This is a genomic window from Candidatus Phyllobacterium onerii (assembly GCF_028331445.1).
GTDB classification, from domain to species: Bacteria; Pseudomonadota; Alphaproteobacteria; order Rhizobiales; family Rhizobiaceae; genus Phyllobacterium; species Phyllobacterium onerii.
In genome coordinates, this window is the sequence record NZ_JAQMHX010000003.1 from 141353 (window position 1) to 165294 (window position 23942).

Annotated in this window: 21 protein-coding genes; 9 read left to right on the plus strand and 12 right to left on the minus strand. The window is 55.2% G+C overall.

Annotated features, from left to right (window positions below):
• Nucleotides 1-7: 7 nt before the first annotated feature.
• From PHA01_RS08730 to PHA01_RS08740, 3 genes are all read right to left on the minus strand, one after another.
• Complete coding sequence (locus PHA01_RS08730; protein WP_271894591.1) at nt 8-1348, minus strand: FAD-binding oxidoreductase; 1341 nt, start codon at nt 1346-1348, stop codon at nt 8-10.
• Nucleotides 1345-2784: a UbiA family prenyltransferase gene (locus PHA01_RS08735; protein WP_271894592.1), complete on the minus strand. Its 1440-nt coding sequence runs from the start codon at nt 2782-2784 to the stop codon at nt 1345-1347. Before PHA01_RS08735 ends, PHA01_RS08730 begins: the two co-directional genes overlap by 4 nt.
• A 223-nt stretch (nt 2785-3007) precedes the next feature.
• The gene (locus PHA01_RS08740) at nt 3008-3271 is read right to left on the minus strand and encodes a hypothetical protein (RefSeq protein ID WP_271894593.1); all 264 of its coding nucleotides are present in this window, start codon (nt 3269-3271) and stop codon (nt 3008-3010) included.
• 437 nt (nt 3272-3708) lie between these two features.
• On the opposite strand from PHA01_RS08740, the gene PHA01_RS08745 reads away from it, so the two are divergent.
• From PHA01_RS08745 to PHA01_RS08755, 3 genes are read left to right on the plus strand one after another with little or no spacing between them, the layout of a single operon-like run.
• Nucleotides 3709-3984: a sarcosine oxidase subunit delta gene (locus tag PHA01_RS08745; protein WP_271894595.1), complete on the plus strand. Its 276-nt coding sequence runs from the start codon at nt 3709-3711 to the stop codon at nt 3982-3984.
• Nucleotides 3981-6968: a sarcosine oxidase subunit alpha family protein gene (locus tag PHA01_RS08750; protein ID WP_271894596.1), complete on the plus strand. Its 2988-nt coding sequence runs from the start codon at nt 3981-3983 to the stop codon at nt 6966-6968. The genes PHA01_RS08745 and PHA01_RS08750 overlap by 4 nt, the downstream gene beginning before the upstream one ends.
• Entirely contained in the window at nt 6961-7548 is a 588-nt protein-coding gene (locus PHA01_RS08755) for a sarcosine oxidase subunit gamma (RefSeq protein ID WP_271894597.1), read from the plus strand. The genes PHA01_RS08750 and PHA01_RS08755 overlap by 8 nt, the downstream gene beginning before the upstream one ends.
• Before the next feature lies 1 nt (nt 7549).
• Here the strand turns inward: PHA01_RS08755 and PHA01_RS08760 are convergent, their stop codons facing one another.
• From PHA01_RS08760 to PHA01_RS08775, 4 genes are all read right to left on the minus strand, one after another.
• Entirely contained in the window at nt 7550-8761 is a 1212-nt protein-coding gene (locus PHA01_RS08760; protein ID WP_271894598.1) for an NAD(P)/FAD-dependent oxidoreductase, read from the minus strand.
• Between the two features lie 68 nt (nt 8762-8829).
• The gene (gene guaD / locus PHA01_RS08765) at nt 8830-10140 is read right to left on the minus strand and encodes a guanine deaminase (RefSeq protein WP_271894599.1); all 1311 of its coding nucleotides are present in this window, start codon (nt 10138-10140) and stop codon (nt 8830-8832) included.
• Complete coding sequence (locus PHA01_RS08770) at nt 10137-11366, minus strand: urate hydroxylase PuuD (protein ID WP_271894600.1); 1230 nt, start codon at nt 11364-11366, stop codon at nt 10137-10139. The genes guaD and PHA01_RS08770 overlap by 4 nt, the downstream gene beginning before the upstream one ends.
• A gap of 207 nt (nt 11367-11573) precedes the next feature.
• Nucleotides 11574-12284, minus strand: coding sequence for a 2OG-Fe(II) oxygenase (locus tag PHA01_RS08775; RefSeq protein WP_271894601.1), 711 nt, complete (start codon nt 12282-12284; stop codon nt 11574-11576).
• Nucleotides 12285-12495: 211 nt separating this feature from the next.
• Between PHA01_RS08775 and PHA01_RS08780 the strand changes: the two genes are divergently transcribed.
• The 5 genes from PHA01_RS08780 (at nt 12496) to PHA01_RS08800 (ending at nt 19221) form a co-directional block, all read left to right on the plus strand.
• Entirely contained in the window at nt 12496-12924 is a 429-nt protein-coding gene (locus PHA01_RS08780; protein WP_271894603.1) for a hypothetical protein, read from the plus strand.
• 108 nt (nt 12925-13032) lie between these two features.
• Nucleotides 13033-15567 (plus strand): protein translocase subunit SecD, encoded by a 2535-nt coding sequence (secD, locus tag PHA01_RS08785; RefSeq protein ID WP_271894604.1) that lies wholly within the window; start codon nt 13033-13035, stop codon nt 15565-15567.
• 188 nt (nt 15568-15755) lie between these two features.
• On the plus strand, nt 15756-17525 hold the full coding sequence (gene ybaL / locus PHA01_RS08790) for a YbaL family putative K(+) efflux transporter (RefSeq protein WP_271894605.1): 1770 nt from the start codon (nt 15756-15758) through the stop codon (nt 17523-17525).
• A 27-nt stretch (nt 17526-17552) separates the two neighbouring features.
• The gene (locus tag PHA01_RS08795) at nt 17553-18503 is read left to right on the plus strand and encodes a lysylphosphatidylglycerol synthase domain-containing protein (RefSeq protein ID WP_271894607.1); all 951 of its coding nucleotides are present in this window, start codon (nt 17553-17555) and stop codon (nt 18501-18503) included.
• A gap of 157 nt (nt 18504-18660) precedes the next feature.
• Nucleotides 18661-19221, plus strand: coding sequence for an RBBP9/YdeN family alpha/beta hydrolase (locus PHA01_RS08800; RefSeq protein ID WP_271894608.1), 561 nt, complete (start codon nt 18661-18663; stop codon nt 19219-19221).
• 4 nt (nt 19222-19225) lie between these two features.
• On the opposite strand, the gene cysW is transcribed toward PHA01_RS08800, so the two are convergent.
• The 4 genes from cysW to PHA01_RS08820 all read right to left on the minus strand — a co-directional run bounded on the left by cysW (nt 19226) and on the right by PHA01_RS08820 (nt 22401).
• A complete protein-coding gene (gene cysW / locus PHA01_RS08805) occupies nt 19226-20092 on the minus strand; it encodes a sulfate ABC transporter permease subunit CysW (RefSeq protein ID WP_271894609.1) in 867 nt (288 codons plus the stop codon).
• A complete protein-coding gene (gene cysT / locus PHA01_RS08810) occupies nt 20076-20912 on the minus strand; it encodes a sulfate ABC transporter permease subunit CysT (protein ID WP_271894610.1) in 837 nt (278 codons plus the stop codon). The genes cysW and cysT overlap by 17 nt, the downstream gene beginning before the upstream one ends.
• Nucleotides 20913-21010: 98 nt before the next feature.
• Nucleotides 21011-22018: a sulfate ABC transporter substrate-binding protein gene (locus tag PHA01_RS08815; protein ID WP_271894612.1), complete on the minus strand. Its 1008-nt coding sequence runs from the start codon at nt 22016-22018 to the stop codon at nt 21011-21013.
• A 191-nt stretch (nt 22019-22209) separates the two neighbouring features.
• Entirely contained in the window at nt 22210-22401 is a 192-nt protein-coding gene (locus PHA01_RS08820; RefSeq protein WP_271894613.1) for a hypothetical protein, read from the minus strand.
• A 304-nt stretch (nt 22402-22705) separates the two neighbouring features.
• Here PHA01_RS08820 and PHA01_RS08825 point away from each other — a divergent pair, with 304 nt between their 5' ends.
• Nucleotides 22706-23155: an RrF2 family transcriptional regulator gene (locus tag PHA01_RS08825; protein ID WP_271894614.1), complete on the plus strand. Its 450-nt coding sequence runs from the start codon at nt 22706-22708 to the stop codon at nt 23153-23155.
• 13 nt (nt 23156-23168) lie between these two features.
• On the opposite strand, the gene PHA01_RS08830 is transcribed toward PHA01_RS08825, so the two are convergent.
• Entirely contained in the window at nt 23169-23942 is a 774-nt protein-coding gene (locus tag PHA01_RS08830; protein WP_271894615.1) for a thiazole synthase, read from the minus strand.

A 23942-nucleotide genomic window follows, 5' to 3' on the forward strand; every position in this document is an offset into this window, starting at 1 on the left:
CACATTGTTAAAATTTGATGCATCCAGCAGTTCCACCTGCCAGTGCGGTTCGCGCCCAAAAATTGGAGTTGAATGCGGGATCCCGCTCCTTCTCCAGTTCTTGCCATCCCGGAAATCCGGCTTTGAACACTGCGGAACTCATGCGTTGGTCCTTGTAGGGATTAACCCGCCCGTCCGCATCGATCGTCATACTGTCGAGGCGCTCCAGCAGGGCCAAGGTGCGCGCTCCGCGATTGGGAAAATCAACCGTCAACGTGTAGCCCGCCCGCGGAAACGACATGATCCCGGGTGAAGCGACGTCTCCAAAACGTTTGAGCACAGTCAGAAATGAGCTTTGTCCCGCCTCGCGCGTGGCGGCCAGCATCTGCGGAATTACAACAGAGGCGGCATCTTCCGGAATGACGCTTTGATGTTGGTAAAGCCCGGTCCTTCCATAAAGCCGGTTCCAGTTCGAGACACTGTCGAGTGGATAGAAAAAGGCCTGATAGGTACTGAGATGAGGTTCGCGTTTACGCCCTTTGAAATGAAAGTAGGCCGCGTTGAACAGTTTGAGGCTCGGATAGTTCAGTGCCGATATGGGAAGCTCGAAAGGCACGCCCAGCCTGGATTCCTCCGTTGTGGCTTCAAAACTTCCATTTTCTGCATGATTTCCTGTAAGAAGAACGCCGCGTCCCGCACGTCTCCCTGAACTCAATTGATCGACCCAGGCAACGGCATATTCATTGTCATTGTCGGCCTGCGGCGCCATTTCGAAATATTCGGCAAGGCTTGCAAACGGCTTTACGCTCTCCACCACATCAAGCGAATTCACTTTCATCAATCTGATGCTGGCAGAAAGGATAATGCCTGTTAGTCCAAGCCCTCCGATTGTCGCGGCAAACAATTTTGAATTCATCGATGCAGAACAGGTGACGACCGTTCCATCGGACTTCAACAGGTCGAAGCGTTCGACATGGCAGCCGAACGTGCCGCGACGATGATGATTCTTGCCATGCACGTCGTTGGCGATCGCGCCTCCGAGTGTGATGAAACGTGTGCCTGGTGTCACTGGCAGGAAATACCCGTGCGGCGCGGCGAGCGCAATGATATCCGACAGCATCAGGCCAGCTTCGGCGGCGAGCAGACCCGTTTGCGGGTCGAATGAGATAAGCTGGTCGCTCTCCCGCATATCGACCAGCGTACCACGATCATTGTGACAGCTGTCGCCATAGGATTTGCCATTGCCAAATGGCAGAAACCCATCCCGATCCGGAGCACCACTCTCGAAAATCCGTCGCGCAGCATCGAGCGAGATCGCAGCACGCGGATGTCTGTCGATAAGCCCGAAACTGTCATAGCCAGCCATCATGAGCGCATGCCACCATAGAGCAGCAACGCCGCGCCAATAGCTATTACGATCTGACTGCGCCAATCAGAAATGATGAACACGACAGGGTCGTCGTGCATCTCACCGCGATGCGCCAGAATCCAGATGCGGATGTTGAGATAAAGGACGATCGGACAAAGCGGCCAGATCAACCAAGGATATGAGTAGAGACTAACCACAGCATCGCTATTTACGTAGAGAGCCAGGACGAGTGCAGCAGCAAAGGCCGACGAAACGCCGCATTGCGCCACGACTTCACGATCGGCCTGTCTGTATCCCCTGCCCGCAATACGATTCTTTTCGACAAGTGCCGTATTCTGGAGTTCGACATAACGTTTGACGAGCGCGAGTGAAAGAAAGAAGAACGACGAAAACGCCAGCAGCCAAAATGAACCCTCGATCTGGCTGGCCGCTGAACCCGCAAGGATACGAAGCGTATAGAGCCCTGCCAGCATCAGGACATCGATCAGCAACATACGCTTCAGCGATAGCGAATAAGCCGTCGTCGAAATGAGATAGACCAGCAACACGGCGCTAAACACCCAAGGCAATTGCGTGGCAAGCAGACCGGCAAGGACAAGCAGCGCGACAGCAACTTTCAGACCGAAGGAAATAGAAATTAGGCCGCTGGCAAAAGCTCTATTCCTCTTTCGCGCGTGCTGGCGGTCCAACGGAAGATCAAACAGGTCGTTGACGATATAGATTGCCGAAGCAGCGAATGAGAAAGCAAAGAATGCAATGATCGAGTTGATGAGAATCTGCCAGTTCATGATCTGGTGATCGAGTATCGGCGGAACAAAAATCAGCGTGTTCTTCATCCATTGATGCACGCGCAACATCCTGGCGAAAGTTTTCCAATCGGTCTTCGGCGCTTCAAACAATTTCGCAGAATGTGTACGCTGCCATTTCTCTGCGGCCCGATCCGGTGCCACAACGACCGCTTCGCTTGCTGCATTGAACACCGGAACGTCTGCTCGGCTGTTCCCCGCGTAGGCAAACTTGACGTCACCGAAGGTCTCCAGCAGAAATTTGGTCTTGTGAATGGACGTCAGGTTGCGCGTTTCATCTGTCGCATAGACAGCATCGAAAAAACCCAGATATGCGGCAATACTCTCGGCAAACTTGCGCGCCGCGCCAGTCGCAAGCACCAGCCTTCGACCCTTGCGGTGCTCCTCGCGCAGGTAAGCGACGAACTCCCCCCGGTAAGGGAGTATTGCGGGGTCAATCGCGACGCGAAGCGATATCTGATATTTGAGATGACCTTTTCCCTTTAAAGCCCAAAGGGGCAGAAGAAAGAGATACAGCATGTTCTGTTTGAGCAGCTGAAACGTACTTTCCCATAGAAGATCAGTGGCTATAAGCGTGCCGTCGAGATCTACTACGAGGTCAACTGTCTTGTTGTCAGAACGAGCATCCACCACAACATATCCCTGAAATCATGCGCCTGTTCAAGCTGGCAAGAATATTGCCTATCAGTCGATGACTTATCGGGAAAGTAAAAATGAAAAGTGAAGTTGATTTGGCCGCGCGAAAGATAATCTGAAAAGTAGTATCAACAGTGAATGAAGCATTAAAAAACCGGCCGAAAATTGATTCCAGCCGGTTCGTAAACTTCGCGTGTAATGCTGCAAATCGCTGAGCTTACTTGATCGAAACCTTACCGCCTTTGATTTCAACGGTCTCGCTGCCTTTCAAGGCTTCGCGATCACCATTCGGAAAGGTAACAAAGCAACCGCCATTGCAGAACTCGACAGTTTCGCCGGCGCCGACCTGCAATTCGGTTTTGCTCGAGCCCTCAGTAACAACGATAGTCTGGGCGCTGGCCTCATCGTTCTTGACGCTGGCGGCAAATGCTGATCCCGCTGAAACGGCAGACAAAAAAACGGCAACGACAAACTTGTTCATATCTCTACGGTGCTTCCACCGCCTCTGTTACGGAACCCCAACGGGCTCCTCGACAACAGTTATAACGGGATCAAGTTGAACGGCAACTGAACGGCCGAGGGTTTTTCAAGTTGGGCGACCCCGTAACCATCATTGAACCGTTTTCGATTGTGGATATGCCCAATGATCCAGACGATTCTGGATGCAACAACTCACCGCCTAAACCAGTCGGCGGAACGACATTGCTTGACGTTATGGTTACGATGCGGATGATAATTTGACGGTAGTCTTACTATATTGAAGAATATAATCGGGGCGTGAAGTATTTTTTTTTAATGTGCATGCCAACGTTTATATTCCCGTCGTCAACCTTGACCAGTCGCGACACATTCTGTTGATTGGTCCTTGAAGCAAACTACTCGCGAGTCACTCGTTTCGCCATCGAGACAAATGAGATCATGATAATCAAATGCCCCTATTGCGGACCTCGGGATGTCATCGAGTTCACCTATCAAGGCGATGCAACGCGTAAACGACCAGATCCGGCATCCATCGACCAGAACGCGTGGAATTCGTACGTCTTTGATCGCACCAACCCCAGCGGTCCCCATCGAGAGTTCTGGCTTCATACGGGAGGTTGCCGCCAGCATCTCCTTGTCACGCGGGATATGGCAACTCATACGATTTCGTCGGCGGTATTTGCGCGCGACACCGCAAGTGGTGGCCGTCCATGACAAGTTCGCGGCTATCGAAGGGTGGACGTATCGACCGCTCCAAATCCATCCGATTCACGTTCGACGGAAAGGCCCATAGCGGACATCCGGGAGACACGCTCGCTTCCGCGCTCCTTGGCAATGGCATTACGCTTTTCGGACGCTCGTTCAAATATCATCGCCCGCGCGGTGTGTTCGCCGCCGGTAGTGATGAGCCGAACGCCCTCGTCACAGTTCTTTCCGGCGATGTCCGCGAGCCGAACGTCCGGGCTACGGAACTGGAGATTTTTGACGGTCTGGTCACCCAAAGTCAAAATCGCTTTCCGTCGTTGGAACATGACTTCATGGCCATCAACCAATTGGCTGGCCCCTTGTTCTCGGCGGGATTTTATTACAAGACATTCATGGGACCAGCGATCGGCCCACTGAAAGGCACACGCTTCTGGATGTTCTGCGAGAAGTTCATCCGCCGCGCAGCCGGACTTGGCAAAGCAGGCACGGCCCCCGACCCAGATCGTTATGAGCGCATGAACGCCTTTTGCGACGTCCTTGTCGTCGGCAGTGGTCCTGCCGGCCTGATTGCCGCGGAAGCAGCGGCCGCAACGGGCGCGCGAGTCATCATCGCGGAGGAACGCCCGCTACCCGGCGGCTCACTGCTTGGCTCCGGTGAAATGATCGATGGACGCAACCCTGCCGTTTGGGCTCGTGAAAAGGCTGACGCTTTGGCGATTCTGCCGAATGTCCGGTTCCTGACCCGGACGTCTGTCTGGGGCTACTACGACGGCAATGTTCTCACAGCCGTCGAACATGTTTCCGATCACAAGCCGAACCGGACCAAGGGGATGCCACGCCAGCGTCATTGGGTAATTCGCGCCGGCAAGGTGATTCTAGCGACTGGCGCATTCGAGCGGCCGATCGTTTTCCCCGGCAATGACTGTCCAGGTGTCATGCTCGCCGATGCAGTCCGCCGCTATGCGGTCGAATACGGTGTCGCGGCCGGAAATAATGTCACCCTCTTCACCAATAATGACGGCGCTTATGATGCGGCCCGAACGCTGTCGATTGCTGGCGTCAACGTGATCGCCATAATCGATGTTCGCTCTGACGTTTCCGGCACATGCAGGGATATCGCGAGTGTTGCCGGCGCCGAGCTGTTGCTCGGTCATGCCGTTACGGCGACCCATGCCGGCAAGACGCTGAGTTCGATCTCGGTACAGCATTTCAACGCCGAGACCGGCCGCGTGTCAGGCGCGCCTCGCGAAATCAAGACCGATTGTCTTGGTGTTTCGGGTGGCTGGTCGCCGGCCATCCACCTTGCAAGTCAAGCAGGCGGCAAGCCTGAATGGGACGAGGATCTTCAGGCTTTCCTGCCGCCGGAGCCAAACCAGAACTGGGTGATGACCGGTTCCGCAGCCGGTTACATGGATACGATCAGCGTCATGTCCGACGCGGCGACCAAGGGTTCCGCCAAGAGCAGGCTCATCCTTCCGCCGGTAGAAGCACCGATGCTGGACTCGTCTCCTGCACCTGTGTTTGAGATTGAGCCAGCGGTTAAATCCCAGAAAGCCTTCGTCGATTTTCAGCATGACGTCACGGCGGATGATATTCGCCTCGCCTACCGCGAAGGTTTTCACTCGGTCGAACATCTGAAGCGCTACACCACGCTTGGGATGGCGACCGATCAGGGCAAGACCTCCAATGTTCCCGGCCTTGCCATCATGGCCGACGTGCGCGGCATCTCGATTCCCGAAGCGGGTACGACCCGGTTCCGTCCGCCATTCACACCGGTTTCTCTAGGCACCCTGGCTGGCGAACGATACGGAGATTTGCGTCCGCATCGTCTGACTCCCATGCATGATTGGCATCTGGCAAACGATGCGAAAACCTATGAAGCCGGCCTCTGGCATCGCCCCATGATTTATTCCAGCCACGGCGAAACAATCGAACAGGCATATATTCGCGAGGCCCGGGCAGTTCGCGAGAGTGTCGGCATCGTCGATGTTTCAACCCTTGGCAAAATCGACATACAAGGTCCCGATGCAGCGCAACTCCTTGACCGCGTTTACACCAATATGTTTTCCACCCTGCCGGTAGGCAAGGCACGTTATGGTCTGATGCTGCGCGAAGATGGCATTGCCTTCGACGACGGCACAACCTGGCGCCTTGGCGAAACACAGTTCCTGATGACGACGACCACCGCCAACGCCGGCCCTGTCATGCAGCATCTGGAATATTATCTCGACTGTATTTGGCCGGAGTTGCGCGTCCACCTGACGTCGGTCACTGACGTATGGGCGGGTTCGGCCATCTCTGGTCCGAAGTCGCGCGCTGTACTTGAGTCCTGCGTGACTGGAACGAAAGTTGACAATGACACCCTGCCCTTCATGGGTATCGTTCACGGCAAAATCGCCGGTGTTCCAGCCATGATCTGCCGCCTGTCCTTCTCGGGGGAACTGGCCTACGAAGTTTATTGCGGTGCCGGATATGGGACGCAGGTCTGGGAAGCCCTTCTTGCCGCCGGAAAATCTTTTGACATTATCCCATACGGACTTGAAGCCCTCGGGACGCTGCGTATTGAAAAAGGTCATGTCACCGGTGCCGAAATTGACGGCAGAACCACGGCGCATGACCTGCATCTCGACTGGATGCTGTCGAAGAAGAAGCCGTATATCGGCTCCGCCATGATCAATCGTGAAGGGCTCAAGGATGAAAACCGCTTGTCGCTCGTGGGTTTGATTTCGCTCGACAATCAATCGATCAATGGTGGCAGCCACATTGTAACCGACCCCAACCCCCGCGAACCCGCTGACAGTTTTGGTCACGTCACGGCGGCCTGTTACTCACCGGCCCTTGGCAAATATATTGCACTCGCACTGGTCAAACACGGCACGTCGATGATTGGCAATCGCGCCTTTGCAACGGACCTGCTCCGCGACAAACATGGCGCGGTAGAGATCGTCAGTCACCACATGTTCGATCCAGAAGGAAGCCGGATGCATGGCTGAATCTCAATCTCCACTCGGCAGGACCTTCATTCCAGGCGATCACGGCAATTCCGCTGCCGGTATTGGTGTGACACTGCTGGAGCGTAAAAACCTGTCGATCATTCAGGTTACTGCATGGCCAGATACGATACCGACCGTGCTGACTGCAATCGGCAGTGCCACGGGTCTTGTTCTTCAGAATAAGCCGGGTCTCGGCCGCGTCGCAGGCGAAAAATCTGTCTTTGGCTTTGCGCCCGGTCGTTATTTCGTCGTCAGCGCAACACCTGACCTCGAATCCCGGTTGCGCTCCGCCATCTCTCCAGAACTCGGGACGATGGTTGACCTCACCCATGGCCGCACCGTCATTCGGATCAGTGGACCGCGCTCGGAATGGATATTGTCGAAACTCTTCGCCATCGACTTTTCCGAGCATGCCTTCCCCATCGCCTACGGACGTGCCACGTTGCATCACGACATTCACGCCAACATTCAGCGGATCGATGACGAGACCTTCGACATCTACGTGTTCCGCACGTTTGCCCGCTCGTTTTGGCAAACACTGGGACATGCGGCGGAGGAAGTCGGCTACCGCGTGGAATAGGCTATTTGAATGCAAACAGGTCTTCGTCCGGATCGCCCGTCCGGGTTATCAGCCCGCGAACGAGTTGCGCCGCGACCATCGAGAACGTGATGCCATTCCCCCCATAACCGAGGACGGCAAAGCATCGATCCATTTTTGGGATGGCGCCAATTGTGGGCAAACCGGTCTTGCTCGAGCCAAAACTTCCAGTCCAGGCGTAGTCTGCTTCGGCGATAACCTGCGGAAACAACTTCTTGAGCTTTGCCAGGATAGCCTTTGTCTTCGCTGGCAATTTCGCGTCGCGCTTTTCCTCATCCTCGAATTCTTCATCTTCGCCCCCGACGATGATCCGCCCCTCTTGAGTCGTGCGCATATAGAGATAGGGGTCCGAGGCTTCCCAAATCAGGCATTGTTCGGGCCATAGCTTCTGCTTCTGTGGCGGTGTCGCCAGCGCCCAGGTAGAAATGATCTGGTGTCCTTTCTGCGGCACTTGCTCGGGTATTTCATAGCCCGCTGCGAAAACCAGATATTTGCAGCGTATTTTTCGCCCCTCCTTTGTTGCCGCAATGACATCGCGCGACCTTGGTTCGACCGACACGATCTCGACCGGTGCGAAGATCTTGGCTCCACGCGAGATTGCAAAGTTCAGATAACCAAGCGCCAGTTTGCGCGGATTGGCTTCAATATTATCAAAACTCATCAACGCCGCCGGCCGATCAATATGAAACCTGGCATTTAGTTCGGCCCGGTTCAAAAGTTTTGTTTCAAAGCCCGCTCGGCGACGCGCCAACAACTCTCGCTGCAAGCCTTTTTCATCGAGAAGATCGCCGGCAAGGTAAAGCGAATCCCGGTTCTGCATCTCGCAGTTTATTCCAAGCTCACGGGTTCTTTCGCGCAGTGCGTCGACCGCAAGTTTTGATCTACGCCAAGCACGCTCGGCATCGTTACGACCGGTTTGTTGCGCAAGGTGATGCAAAGGTGTGTCAATTTCGAATTGCAGCAGTGCGGTGCTCGCGGGCGTTGAACCGGTCACTGGCTTTCGTCTGTCAAAAATGGCAACCGAATACCCGGCTTCACTCAAGCTGTCGGCCATGAGAGCACCACTGATGCCGGCGCCAACAATCGCGATATCTATTGTTATATCTTCAAGTAGCAGGTTGAACTCAACTCCTGCAGCCCGTCGGCCAAGCCAGATGGGCTGGCCGGTTCGCAAATTCCGATGCTGTGTTGTCATGAAGGGTCCCGGAGACGAGGCATTGATCGACCCGAACGGCCGAATGCGTTCTTTGGTTCCCTGCGCTACTAGCTCGGCAAAGTACTCTTGGCTGCCACACCGGCGATATAAACCTCGGCGATTGTTCTATCATCGCCCATGGTCTGCATCAGCATGAGTTCTTCCACCAGTGTTTCGACGGTTTCCATGCGAACGCGCATTGCGGCCGTGGCGCGTGCATTTAGAACGATGCAGTCAGCTTCCGCACCTGTCACGAACGAGCCGATAATACCCTCCAGCGCAAGAGCCCGCGCATTGCCTAGGGTCGCCTGGTAAAATGAGCGGAGTGGATGGTAGCGCTGGCCCTGGATATTGAGAATTTTATAGCCCTCATCCAGCGTTCTCAGCATGGAATAAGATGTGCCGCCGCCGATATCCGTCGCGATCGCGTTGCGAATGTTTGACGCCAGAATGCGCGCCAGATCGAACAATCCGCTGCCTATGAACAAATTTGACGTCGGGCAGAAAACTGCAATCGATCCGCTATTGGCAATCGTGCTCACTTCGGCATCGCTCAAATGGATGCAATGACCGAGCAGCGTCTTTGGCCCCAGCAGGCCATAATGTTCATATACATTCGTGTAATCCCTGCTCCACGGGAAGAGTTGAGCAACGAAGGCAATCTCTGCAGTGTTCTCGCAAAGATGCGTCTGCACATGCATATCCGGAAATTCGCGCACCAGCGTGCCGCTCATCTCGAGTTGCTCGTGTGAGGAGGTTGGTGCGAAACGCGGCGTGATCGCGTAGAGTTGACGCCCCTTGCCATGCCAGTCCGCGATAAGCGCCTTGCTGTCATCATAGCCCGATTGTGGCGTATCGAGCAGACCGGGCGGTGCATTGCGATCCATCATCACCTTACCGGCAATCATGCGCATGTTGCGCCGGTGCGCCTCCGTAAAGAATGAATGCACGGAGGCTTTGTGCACCGAGCAATATGCTGCTGCGGTCGTCGTACCGTGGCGGATCAACTCATCGAAAAACGCAGAGCCGATCTTTTCCGGATGGCCTTGATTGGAAAATTTCTGCTCTTCGACGAATGTATATTTGTCCAGCCACTCCATCAACGCACCGGCATAGGAACCGACCACCTGCATCTGCGGATAATGGATATGACAGTCGATGAAACCCGGCATGATCAGATGCGGATGATGGTCGATGACTTCGGCGTTGCGACCGTCTCCCGCCCGCAACGTTGCAAATTCATCCATTGCAACGATCTTGCCGTCGCGAATGAGAAGCCCGCCATCCTCGAGATATGTGAATGTTTCGGCGCTCGTCTCACCGTTCAACGGCTCATCATGGAATGTCAGAATACGGGCACGCAACAATAGTTCTGTCATGGTGTTGCTTTTCCGGCCATTGCACCCCGATACCACGCGACGATCAGCGCGCGCTCGCCATCGGTGATATGGGTCAGGTTGCCAGGCGGCATGGCATGGCTCGCTCCCGCCTGAATATAGATCTGGCTCGCATGGGTCGCGATCAATTCATCCGTATCGAGACGAATACCCTTTGGCGGCAGCATGATGCCCTCCCACGATGGCTCCGCTGCATGGCACATCGAACAACGTCCCATTACCGTGTCGCGAACTTGCTCGAAATCCTGCGCAGCCAGGAAAGGTTCAGCAGCGCGGGACACTTTCTCCTCGCCTGTCAGGATCTTGGGAACCGTCGACAACCATATGATAACGATAAACAAAATGGCACTGGCAAGCCATGTCCAATGCGGATTGCCTGTTCCTGCATGTCTTGAGTTGAAATAATGCCGGATGAGCACGCCGATGATGAATATCAGCGCGGCAATTATCCAGTTGAACTCAGTGGACGTCGCAAGCGGATAATGGTTCGACAGCATCAGGAAGATAACCGGGAGCGTCAGATAGTTGTTGTGTGTCGAGCGCTGCTTGGCCTGTTTGCCGAGCCTGGGGTCGGGTATCTTGCCCGCGATCAAATCGGCTACGACTTTTTTCTGGTTTGGGATGATCAGCAAGAACACGTTGCCGGTCATGATCGTCGCAGTGAATGCGCCAAGGTGCAGGAGTGCGGCACGTCCAGTAAACAGATGCGTATAACCCCATGCCATGAATACGATCACGCCATAGAGTATGAGCATCAGCAGGGTATCATTGGACTCGAGTGGAGACTTGCAGAGAAGGTCGTAGATCAACCAACCTACTGAAATCGACGCCAGCGAGATCAGGATAGCTACAGGCGTCGAAACATCGAGCACATTGCGATCGATCAGAAATAGATCGGCGCTGCCGTAGTAGACGATGCAGAGCAGCATGAACCCGGACAACCAGGTGAAGTAGGATTCCCATTTGAACCAGATGAGGTGCTCCGGCATATCAGGCGGCGCGATCATGTATTTCTGGATGTGGTAGAAACCTCCCCCATGAACCTGCCACTCCTCGCCATTAACACCTTGTGGGAGATTTGCGTGCCTCCGCAATCCAAGATCGAGCGCGATGAAATAGAAAGACGAACCTATCCAGGCGATTGCCGTGATCACATGCAGCCACCGCGCGGCGAAGCTCAGCCATTCCCAGAAGATCAGATAATCCATCGAGGCCCCATTTGAAATTTGAGGCTACAATGCTGTTCTTCACAGACCGACGCAACTGGCGAGACAAACGTGCGCTGAGATTCGGATCAGGGCGCGCCGAAAATGGTGAATTTCGAGAATCGGAGCGGAGTGAACTTTTGGGTTCATGAGCACCGGAGCGCAGAAAAGCGCCATTTGCAGGCCGTCTTGGCCCGAATCACGATGCAGCTATTGAGAATCGTGGAAGATGATGCCGAGCGTATGGCGTTTTCCGCTGCGCAAGCGGCTGACGCCGTGGCGCATATTCACGCAATAGTAGCCGCGCGTGCCCTTTACCGGACGCTGGCTGACCGGAAAAACCACGGCGTCACCCTGCCTTAGCGGCACGATCTCCGCACGCGACTGCATACGCGGCCGTTGTTCCGTCAGGACGAACTCGCCACCGGTGAAATCCTCACCGGGTTTCGACAATAGGAACGCCACCTGCAGCGGAAACACATGCTCGCCGTAGATATCCTGGTGCAGGCAATTGTAGTCGCCCTCGCCATATTCCAGCAGCAACGGTGTCGGACGACTCTGACCGGCGGCGTGGCACCGCTCGATGAATGCTTGATGCCTGTCCGGATACCGGACAGTGATGCCCATCAACTCATTCCAGCGATTGGCGATGCTGGCCAAGGGAGAATAGAGCGATTGGCGCAAATCGTTGATGACATCAGGCAAAGGATAGGCGAAATACTTGTACTCACCCCGGCCAAACCCGTGCCGCGCCATGACGATACGTTTGCGAAATTGCTTATCGTCCGGATAACCTCCGGCCAATCCTTCGCATTGTGCCTTCGACAAAACGGCCTTCAAAATGGCGCAGCCGAAATTGTCCAGTTCCGCTTCTATCGTATCCCATCGAATGGTCGATGTGCTGCTGATGGCGTCAGCCATGATGACCTCCATTTCGAACTAGGTCGTGAACTTATCTTCAGCAAAGTGGACAACTTGGCCATTTCGTTCCACCCGTTTCCTGCAAAACGACATATTTTCCAGCCATTGGTGGCGAAACGCGACGATTTTGAGTGACTCACGCTTTCAGACTTCATAAAGAGAGTCGCAGCGAGGCGCTTTGCGCCGCGACGTATTGATATTGGATGACAGGATGAGCGTTCACGGAAATAGCAAAAAAGGAAAGCGAAGCGCTGCTCCGCTCCTGATTTCTATTTTCTGGCTTGTATCCACGATCAGCGCCGCTCTGGGCACAGTGTATGTGACCGGTGCGGAGACCAATATTGCGGCAAAGGATGCCGGTACGCCAACGCGCAATGAAACGCGCTTGGCCCACGAAGCCAACAATCAGTCCACCCCCGTGCAGAGCCCAATGCGCGTCGCGGCACTTGAAGCTTTGCACCTGAAGATTAAAAGTGGCCTCGGATCCGATAGCCGCTCACTGGATGCTTTGGTGCCTCAAGGGCATGCGTTTGTTATTGCGAACGGGAAAAGCGTCATTTCGGTTCCGTCCGGAACGAGTCCGGCGCTAGACTGCAATTCTGTTTTCCACGCCCGCGCTCCGCCTCTGACCGCGGCCTGACATCACCGTTTCCAATAGGGAACGACGAAAACAAATCCGGCGGCCGCCAGGCAAACTCGTAGATCAGTTCTCGGCAGCGCGCCCGCACTCCATAACGGAATTTAAGATATGCGTACGTCGAGATGGGTCCTTTGGACCTACATTGCTATTATCCTGGTGGGTATTGTCCTCGCCCTTCCCAACGCTTTCACCAAGGCGCAGCTCGAAGCTATGCCAAGCTGGTTCCCCAAGAAGCAGGTCGCCCTGGGCCTCGATCTTCGCGGCGGTTCCTATCTCGTGCTCGAAGTAGACGCGGCAGCACTCAAGAAAGACCGTATTCGCTCAATTCTCGACGATACGCGCGGTCATCTGCGTACGGCGAAAATCCAGCCGCAATCTGTCCGTGTCGCGGGTGACAGCGTCATCGTAACCCTGGCGGATGCGACACAAAGCGACGCGGCCGTTGCAGCCCTGCGTGATCTGACCACGCAAGTCGCACAAGTCGGGTTTGCCGCACCTGTCAGTGACATCGATATCACCACAAACGGCAACCAGATACGCCTGACGCTGACCGAAGCCGGAATGAAGGACAAGCTGGACAATGCACTAACGCAAAGTCTGGAAATCGTCCGTCGTCGCGTCGATCAGGTCGGCGTTGCCGAACCTTCCATCCAGCGCGTCGGTTCCGATCGTATCGTCGTTCAGCTCCCCGGGTTACAGGATCCGAGCCAGCTGCGCGCCCTACTCGGCAGCACGGCCAAGATGACCTTCCACATGGTTGCGGATCGTAATTCCGGCGCTGCGCCGCCCACCGGCGTATCGATCTTGCCGGATGCGAAAGATCCCGCCATTACCTACCCGGTTGAAGACCGCGTGGCTCTCAGCGGTGAACGCCTGACCGATGCCCGCGCCGCCTTCGATCAGCAGACCAATCAGCCGATCATTTCATTCCGCTTCGATAATGTCGGCGCGCGCCAGTTTGCCGACATCACCAGCCAAAATGTAGGTCGCCCCTTTGCCATCGTGCTCGACGGCAAGGTTCTGACAGCTCCCGTTATCCAGGTCCCGATCACCGGCGGCTCCGGTCAGATCACTGGTAACTTCACGGTTCAGGATACGGTCACCACCGCTGCGTTGCTTCGCGCTGGCGCTTTGCCGGCGCCGCTGACCGTCATCGAAGAACGTACCGTGGGTCCGGACCTTGGTGGCGACGTCATCAAGATGGGCGTTCTCACGGGCCTCATCGGCTTCGCACTCGTGGTCGGCTTCATATTCGTTCTCTATAGCGGCTGGGGTCTGATTGCCAATCTGGCGCTCGCTCTCAACGTCATTCTTACATTCGGCATTTTGAGCCTGCTCGGCGCGACACTGACCCTCCCCGGCATCGCCGCCATCATCCTCGGTATCGGCTTTGCTGTTGATGCGAACATCCTCATCAACGAACGTATCCGTGAAGAAGCCCGCAAGGGTATCGGTGCGATGGCTGCTGTCGATCGCGGTTTCAAGCTCGCCTATTCAACGATCATCGACTCGCAAGCCACGCACCTTATCGCGACGTTTCTGCTCTTCCTCTTCGGCACCGGCCCGATTCGTGGCTTCGCCATAACCATGATCATCGGCGCACTCGTCTCAATGTTTACGGCAGTCACCGTCGTCCGTGTCATGATGACGGCGATCGTCCGCCGCCGGAAGATGAAGACAATCCGTATCGAACATCTCTTCAAGCTCGTACCGGAAAATACCAACATCTCGTTCATGAACGCGCGTTTCTTCGGTATCGGCGTTTCGATTTTTCTGTCGATCGCTTCGATCATCCTCTTCATCCATCCCGGCCTGAACTACGGTATCGACTTCAAGGGCGGTATCCAGGTCGAAGTCACGACCTCCAAACCCGCTGACCTGGCCATGATGCGTTCGACTCTTGAAGGCCTCGGTCTCGGTGAAGTCGCCCTCCAGCAGGCCGGCGGCGACAACAAGGTGCTTATCCGCGTCCAGCGTCAGGACGGCGGCGAAGAAGCGCAGACCGCGGCCGTCACTAAAGTCAGGGCTTCCGTCCAGCAGCTTGACCCTGGTGTGAAGATCGAGAGTTCGGAAGTCGTCGGGCCGAAGGTCAGCCAGGAACTGGCTCGGTCCGGCGTCCTCGCCGTTACCCTCGCCAGCCTTGCCATGCTGCTCTACATCTGGTGGCGGTTCGAATGGCACTTCGCCCTTGGTGCAATCGCCACGCTGATCCTCGACACCACGAAAACCGTTGGCTTCTTTGCGTTGATGGGGCTCGATTTCAACCTCACGGCCATCGCCGCTCTGTTGACGATCATCGGTTACTCGGTCAACGACAAGGTCGTGGTTTACGATCGAATGCGTGAGAATTTGCGCATCCACAAGAAGATGCCGCTGCGTCAGATTATCGATCTGAGTATCAACCAGACCTTGGCGCGTTGTATCTATACCTCGCTGACCGTCTTCCTTGCCATGCTTCCCATGGCAATCTGGGGCGGCAAGGCCGTGGAGAACTTTGCTCTGCCGATGCTTTTCGGCGTGGTCATTGCCACGAGTTCGTCGCTGTTCATCGCAGCGCCGATTCTCTTGCTGCTCGGAACTTGGTGGGAAAAGAACCATGCTTCGCGCATCGGCTCGGGCGAAAAGCCGGCCATCCAGAGCTGATCGGCTGCCAACGTAGCGTTCAACGCTAACTATTTGCGGCGCAGGGAAAAAATCGCGTTTCCTGCGCCGCAGAGCGGATGAAATCGGTTTGCAAGCCACCGGAGGTACGCAATACTGCTGCGACAGCACCTGTTCGCAGGACCCATTGATTTTAACCATTGATCATCTTACGAGGGAGACGCCGACATATGCCTCATGAAACGCCGCTGATTGCGACAATCGTCATAGGTCTGGTTTTGGCCTTTATTTTCGGTGCGATTGCCAATCGTCTGCGTATTCCTCCCCTTGTCGGTTATCTCGTAGCCGGGGTATTGGCCGGCTCGCATACCCCCGGTTTTGTCGCCGATCAGGAGCTGGCTTCCGAGCTCGCCGAGATCGGCGTCATTCTGCTTATGTTTGGCGTCGGCCTGCATTTTTCCTTGAAAGATCTGCTTTCGGTTCGTGCCATCGCGATTCCAGGCGCGATCGTGCAGATTTTGGCAGCGACTTTGCTTGGCGCGGGCCTTGCCTGGATTCTCGGCTGGAGCATGCAGGCGGGTTTTGTCTTCGGCCTCGCGCTCTCGGTAGCAAGTACCGTGGTTCTGCTGCGCGCCATGCAGGAACGGCGGCTGATCGAGACGGAACGGGGTCGTATTGCCGTCGGTTGGCTTATCGTTGAAGATCTTGCCATGGTTCTCGCACTGGTTCTGCTGCCAGCTATTGCCGGCGCCATCAACGGCGGTAGCGAAACGGGCGATATGGTTCGCGCCGCGAGCGATCCAATCGTCAGATATTTCGATCTTGGCATCGGCGGCGTCATCGCGCTGACACTTGGCAAGGTTGTAGCTTTCGTTGCAGTCATGCTCATCGTGGGGCGCAGGGTAATCCCCTGGACCCTGCATGCGATCGCACATACCGGATCACGCGAGCTTTTCCGCTTGGCTGTGCTGGCGATCGCATTGGGCGTCGCCTTCGGTGCGGCCAAGTTGTTCGGCGTGTCGCTGGCGCTCGGCGCGTTCTTCGCTGGCATGATCATGAGCGAATCCGAACTTAGCCACCGCGCAGCAGAAGAATCCCTGCCGTTGCGCGATGCTTTTGCGGTGCTGTTTTTCGTCTCGGTCGGCATGCTGTTCGACCCGATGACAATCGTCAATGATCCCTTGCCGCTGCTTGCAACGCTCGCAATTATCGTCGTTGGCAAGTCGCTCGCGGCATTTTTCATCGTTCGCGCCTTTGGCTATCCAACGGGCACTGCCCTGATCATTTCTGCAAGCCTGGCGCAGATCGGTGAATTCTCTTTCATTCTCGCCGAGCTTGGCGTCGGGTTGGGAATGTTGCCCGAGGAAGGCCGCGACCTCATCCTCGGTGGCGCCATCTTGTCGATACTTGTCAACCCATTGGTGTTCGCGGGGGTTACGTATCTTAAGCCGAGACTCGAAAAGCGCGTGCCAACCGAAGAACCCTCGACCGAAGATTTGGTAGCAATTGAAACACCCGATGTGGAAATTCGCCCGACCACACTTACCGACCATGCCGTTCTGGTGGGCTATGGCCGTGTCGGCAGTCTTGTTGGTGAGGCGCTTAAAGAAGTCGGCAAGCCGTTTCTCGTTATCGAGGACGCCGACAAAACCGTAGCGAAACTGCATGAGGAAAACATCGAAACGATCGTCGGCAACGCAGCCAATGGCGATATCCTCGCCGCCGCCAATCTTGCCCAGGCCCGTCAACTGATCATCGCCATCCCGAACGCTTTTGAAGCCGGCCAGATTGTGGTCAAGGCACGTGCCGCAAACCCGGTCATCAGCATTTTGGCGCGGGCTCACTCGGATGCGGAGGTCCAGCATCTGCAGGATCTCGGCGCAGACGCAGTTATCATGGGTGAACGTGAAATAGCGCGCGGAATCGTCGCCCACATCCTCGATCTTGAAGACCCCAAGCCGGAGAAATCGAACCGTATAGAAGCAACAAAAGCGGTATAGAGTCAGAAGAGGCGAACGGGAAAAAGCATGAAGTTGAAGGATTACGTATGGCCGGTTGTTGGGCTGGCCGCCGTCGGGATTTCCGTATGGCTCCTTTACAAGGAGCTGCGGAGCATCTCGTTGGATGACGTGATCCACAGCCTCTATGCCATTCCTGCACACCGCTGGATCCTGGCAGGCTTTGCATCCCTCGTCGCCTACGCCGCCTTGGCCGGCTATGATCGCATTGCGCTACTACACCTGCGCCGCAGGATTTCCTGGTTGTTCATCGCGCTCTGTTCGTTCACCACCTACGCACTTTCGCACAATATCGGCGCCTCGGTCCTCTCTGGAGCCGTGGTTCGCTATCGCGCCTATTCCTCGCAAGGTATGAGCGGCCCCGAAATTGCGCTGCTCATAGCGTTCTGTTCATTTACTTTCATTTTGGGCGTATTGACACTGAGCGCAGTCGTCCTGCTGATGGAGCCGCATCTCCTTCAGCGTTTCAACGCGGAACTGCCGCCTTCCCTGAGCTACGTGCTGGGTTTCGGTGCCTTGGCAATCGTGTTGCTCTATGTGTTCGGCAGTTGGCTGCATTTCAGGCCACTTCGCATCCGGCGCTTCACGCTCGAATATCCTCGTGTGCCGGTCGTCGCCCAGCAGCTGATCGTCGGGCCATTGGAGCTCATCGGTGCCGCCGCCATCATTTATTTTACGCTCCCTACAGAAGGTAATCCCGGCTTTCTCATTATTCTCGGGATATTTCTCGTGTCATTTTCCGCGGCGCTGATCTCCCATGCGCCCGGCGGCCTCGGCGTATTGGAACTGGTTTTCCTCACCGGTTTGCCCGATATGAATCAGGCCGACGTATTGGCCGCGCTGATTATTTTCCGCTTGTTCTACCTCTTGATTCCATTTGCCCTTTCGCTGCTTGTCGTCCTTTATTTTGAGCGCTCGCAGTTGCTGTTGCGCTGGTACAAGAAGGACAGCGATACCTGACGGGTCATTTTACGATAATCGCAATTCGCGCAGGGAATATTTTCCATTTCTGACCGAGTTTAGTGCGCTGTTCCTTCATGGATCAGCGTAGTCACCCTATTTTGAGGCCACATTACGAATTCTTCTCCAGGCAATGGCACAAAAGGAGTGGTGGCGCATGACGACATTGATCATTCCGGGATATCGCGGGTCCGAAAAAGGCCACTGGCAACAGCAATGGCTGCTGGAGGATGAAACGGCGCGCCTTGTCGAACAGGACGATTGGGACAATCCAGTCCTATGTCAATGGCTTCACGTTCTTGAAGCAAGCCTTGCCGAAACACCCGGCGCGGTCCTGGTCGCGCATAGTCTCGGCTGCATACTCGTTGCGCATCTCGCCAGCCGTCCATCAGCAGCGCATATCGCCGGTGCGGTTCTGGTTGCGCCAGCCGACGCTGAACGTATGGCCGTTCAGGATTCAAAGTTTCGCAGCTTTGCACCCCTGCCACGCCACAAGCTCGGCTTCCCGTCAATTGTCGTCGCCAGCCGCAACGATCCCTACATGTCGTTCAACAAGGCAGAAGCTCTGGCCAATGTTTGGGGTTCAGGCTTTGTCGATATGAAAAATGCCGGACACATCAACATTGAAAGCGGCTTCGGCTCATGGCCGGAAGCGCATATTCTAGCGGATTCAATGCGCAGACCGCAGCAGGATTTTCGCGCCCAGCAAGCGGCTTGATGCCCTAACTCACCTGCTTGCGTTCAAGCAAATACTTGAGGACCAGCGTCACGACGGCGATCAAAGCCAGTGTCGATGAGGCAGCAAATGCCCCTGTAACGTTATAATCATTGAATAAAAGTTCGATCTGCAGTGGCAACGTGTTGGTCTGACCACGAATGGCGCCTGAAACAACGGAAACAGCGCCGAATTCGCCCATGACGCGAGCATTACAGAGCACCGCGCCGTAGAGCAGCGCCCAGCGGACATTTGGCAACGTGACATAGAAAAAGGTCTGTAGCCCAGTCGCGCCAAGGGTGATCGCGGCTTCCTCGTCCTCGCTACCCTGCGCCTGCATCAACGGAATAAGCTCACGTGCCACGAACGGGCTCGTTACGAACAGGCTCACAAGAAATATCGCAGGAACTGTGAACATGATCTTGATGTCGTAACTCTCAAGCAACGGCCCAAGAAGGCCTTGGCTCCCGTAGAGAAACAGGTAGGTCACACCGGCGACGATCGGCGATACCGAAAACGGTATCTCGATCAGGGTAATCAGCAACCGCCGCCCAGGAAAACGAAACCGCGTCACCAGCCACGCCACACATATCCCGAAGATCATATTGATGGGCACAACGACGATCGCCGTGAGAACCGTCAACCAGACAGCGTGTAGTGTCGCGGGTTGCAGGATCTGGGTGAAATAGACGGCGATACCCTCTCGGAAAGCATAGGTGAAAATCACCGCCATAGGCACGCCGATGAAAAGGATCGAAAGGAAGACCGCCGACGCGATCAGCAAACACTGCGACAGTCGTGATGGCTTGGTGCCATGCCTTCGCGACGGCTGTCCTATAGCCGCTGGTGAAACGAGACTAGTTGCGGTCTGCATAACGCAACTGCCAGGCCTGAATTGAGTTGGTGACGAACAGCATGACGAACGCAGTGGCCAGCATCACCGTCGCCAGCGCAGCGGCTGCCGGGTAGTCGTATTCATCAAGGCGAATGAATACGAGGAGAGACATGACCTCCGTCTCGAACGGCAAATTTCCCGAGATGAAGACTATGGCGCCAAACTCTCCAAGGCTTCGCGCAAAAGAAAGGCTGCATCCTGCAATGAATGCCGGAAAAATCGCCGGCCATATGATCCTGGCAAATATTTGCCAGTTGGTGGCGCCCAATGATCGTGCCGCCTCTTCGACATCGACAGCAACGTCTTCCAACACCGGCTGCACCGTCCGGACAACAAAAGGAATGCTGGTAAACATCATCGCAAGGGCGATGCCGAGCGGCGCATATGCAACTTTTATTCCCAACGGCTCCAGATATTGGCCAAACCAGCCATTCGAGGAAAACACCGTCACCAACGCAAGCCCGGCAACTGCAGTCGGCAACGCGAAAGGCAGATCGACCACCGCATCGAGAAGGCGTCGCCCCGGAAACTCATAACGAACCAGAACCCATGCCAGCAGGACACCGAAAATCGCGTTGAGCACTGTCGCAAGTGCCGCTGCACCGATCGTAATGCGATACGTCGCAAGCGCGCGCTCGGAGGATACGATGCTCCAAAAATCGGCCCAACCAAGGTTGACGGATTTATACAGCATGGCCAAAAGCGGCAGCGCAACGATAATGACGAAATAAAGCAGGGTCACACCAAGCGTGAGACCGAAACCCGGCAATATTCCTCGCTGACTGGACCTTGAAAACATGAGCAGTTTCTAGCCTATATTCGGATGAACGCAAGCGTTGGTTGAATAGAAAGCAGTGCGGCTCTGAACCGCACTGCTTTGCCAAACATCGGGTAAGGTCAGCGCTTGGTGAACACCTTGTCGAGCGTTCCGCCCTCGGAGAATTGGTCCTTGGTCACTTTTGCCCAACCGCCAAAGACATCTTCGACAGTCAGCAGGCGCGTTTCCGGAAATTGCGATGCATATTTCGCCTTCACCGTCTCGTCGTTCACACGGTTGTAATTCTGCGCGAGAATATTTTGCCCCTCCGGCGAATAGAGGAACTTCAGATAACTCTCCGCGATCGCGCGCGAGCCGCGTTTATCCACGACCTTGTCGACCACAGTGACCGGAAACTCGGCAAGCAAGCTCACCGGTGGGACAACCGCTTCGTACTTGTCCTCGCCGAGTTGCTTGCGCGTCCCGAGAACTTCTGCCTCGAAGGTGATCAGCACATCGCCAATACCGCGCTCGGCAAAAGTCGTCGTTGATCCACGGCCACCTGTGTCGAACACCGGCACGTTTGACAGCAGCTTCTTCACGAATTCTTGCGCTTTGGCGTCGTCCTTGTTGAATTTTTCAAGCGCAAAGGCATAGGCCGCCAGATAGGTGTAGCGCGCATTGCCCGACGTCTTGGGGTTCGGAAATACCACCTTCACATCATCGCGAACCAGATCATCCCAGTTCTTGATATTCTTCGGGTTTCCGGCCCGCACGAGAAACGCCGGCAAGGAATAGTACGGCGAAGAGTTGTTCGGCAGACGCGACTGCCAGTCAGCGGGAATGAAGTTACCCTTGTCATGCAGAACCTGAACATCTGTCACCTGGTTAAAAGTGACTACATCGGCTTCAAGACCTTCGAGGATCGAGCGAGCCTGCTTGGAAGAACCAGCATGTGATTGGTTGACCGTGATATCTTTGCCAGATTGCTGTTTGTATTCGGCAGTGAAGGCCTTGTCGATCTGCTCATAAAGTTCACGGGAGATATCATAGGAAACATTAAGTATTTCAGTGGGTTCGTCTGTGGCCTTGACCGGCGTCAAACTCATACTGAGGGCCAGAGCAGCATATACCAACAATCTTTTCATCGAATTCTCCCACAGCCTCGCCGGCACAAAGGCACCGGACATTTTTTGCGAGATTGACCGGAAAACCATCGATGCGGAAGAATTTATTTTCCAATATAGCCGAGCTAATTGAAATCAAATACTGCAAACCGACCTGAACAGAGCTGGCCGGTCAACTGCGGCCGTGCTCAGAAGGCAAGCTGGTGGAATTGTCACCAGAATCCGCGATGTTGCCAGCACCAGAGGAAATCCTCCTCGGTCCAGTTGCGGTTTTTCTTGGCCGCCGCTTCTTCGCGATCTCGCTGCTTGGAATCGCCGGCATTCCGGTCGAGAGTTTCAGCTGTAAAAACGTCCCGCCACAGGCGTTCCGCCCGGTTAAATATGCCTGATACTTCACTGTACATTGCGACCTCCATGAAACAATCTGGTTGCAGAGTGCAGTTGCCTTTAGGTCAACCGATACCCCAATGATGACGGCTTGAAATCATTTGTCAATAATCTCTACCTTTTTAATCGTGTATTGGATTCACCCACTCCGCCGCTCCGTCCGAAATGAATTCTTAATGAATTATTATTTTTCAGCGCCTTACACACCATTTTTAAGACATTTCTCGGCCGTAAAAAAACTTAGTTTTTAACATTTTTGGGCTAGAAAATGTAGTGCAAGGGACTATGACTGCGTCACACCGGTAGTCAGGCAAAAATGAAATGATATCGCAAAAGGCCAAATATGCTCTGCGGGCGCTTGTCGTTCTGGCCAGGGCAGACGCCGAGAAATCTCTCTTCATCTCGGATATCGCGGAAGAACAGAATATCCCGAAGAAATTTCTCGAACAGATACTGCTCGATCTGAAACATCAGGGTATCGTCATGAGCCGTCGCGGCAAGATGGGCGGGTATCTGCTGCTGAAGCCAGCTGAAGAAATTACGTTCGGCGAAGTGCTGCGCCTCATTGATGGCCCGATTGCTCCCCTGCCCTGTTTGAGCAAGATCGCCTATCGCCGCTGCGAGGATTGCCAGGACGAAGCGACATGCGAAATACGCCACGTCTTCAATGAAGTCGCCAATGTCACCCGTGCGGTCCTGGACAAGACGACAATCGCCGATTGCCTCGTATATGGCGGCAATGCCAAGGTGGCTGAACTGCTCGACAGCTGAGAGCCTTAGGCTATCATGTAAAAACCGCCCTGCCGATTACCGGCGTTGACGGCACGGCAACGTCGCGAGGTTCGAGCATACCTGCTTGAAAAGCCGCATGCCCCGCATCGACTGCCTTGGCGAAAGCCCTGGCCATCGCCACCGGATCGCCGGCCTTCGCCACGGCGGTGTTCAGCAGAATGGCATCAAATCCGAGTTCCATGACTGTCGCGGCATGGGATGGCCGCCCGAGGCCCGCATCGATGATCAGCGGAATGTCGGGGAAATTGCCCCGCAATGAACGCAGTGCGTGCAAATTCAGCGGTCCGAGACCCGAGCCGATCGGCGCGCACCATGGCATCAAAACCTCGCAACCCACCTCCAGCAGACGCTCGGCGACGATCAGATCATCTGTCGTATAGGGGAACACCTTGAAGCCGTCATCGGATAATATCCGGGCAGCCTCGACCAGTGCAAAGACATCCGGCTGCAACGTATCATGATTGCCAATGACTTCGAGCTTGATCCAGTCGGTCGCAAAAACATCCCTTGCCATCTGTGCCGTGAGCACAGCTTCTTTCACCGTATGACATCCCGCCGTATTCGGCAGTACGTATGTTCCAAGCGACCGGATGAGCGACCAGAACTTGTCACCGGATTTGCCGCCTGCCATTTCCCGCCGCAGCGAGACGGTGACGATTTCCGTGCCGGACGCCTTGATTGCATCCATAAGGATGGCGGGCGAAGGATACTGCGCTGTTCCCAGCAAAACCCGCGACGAAAGTTCGGTACTATAAAGTTTCAGCAT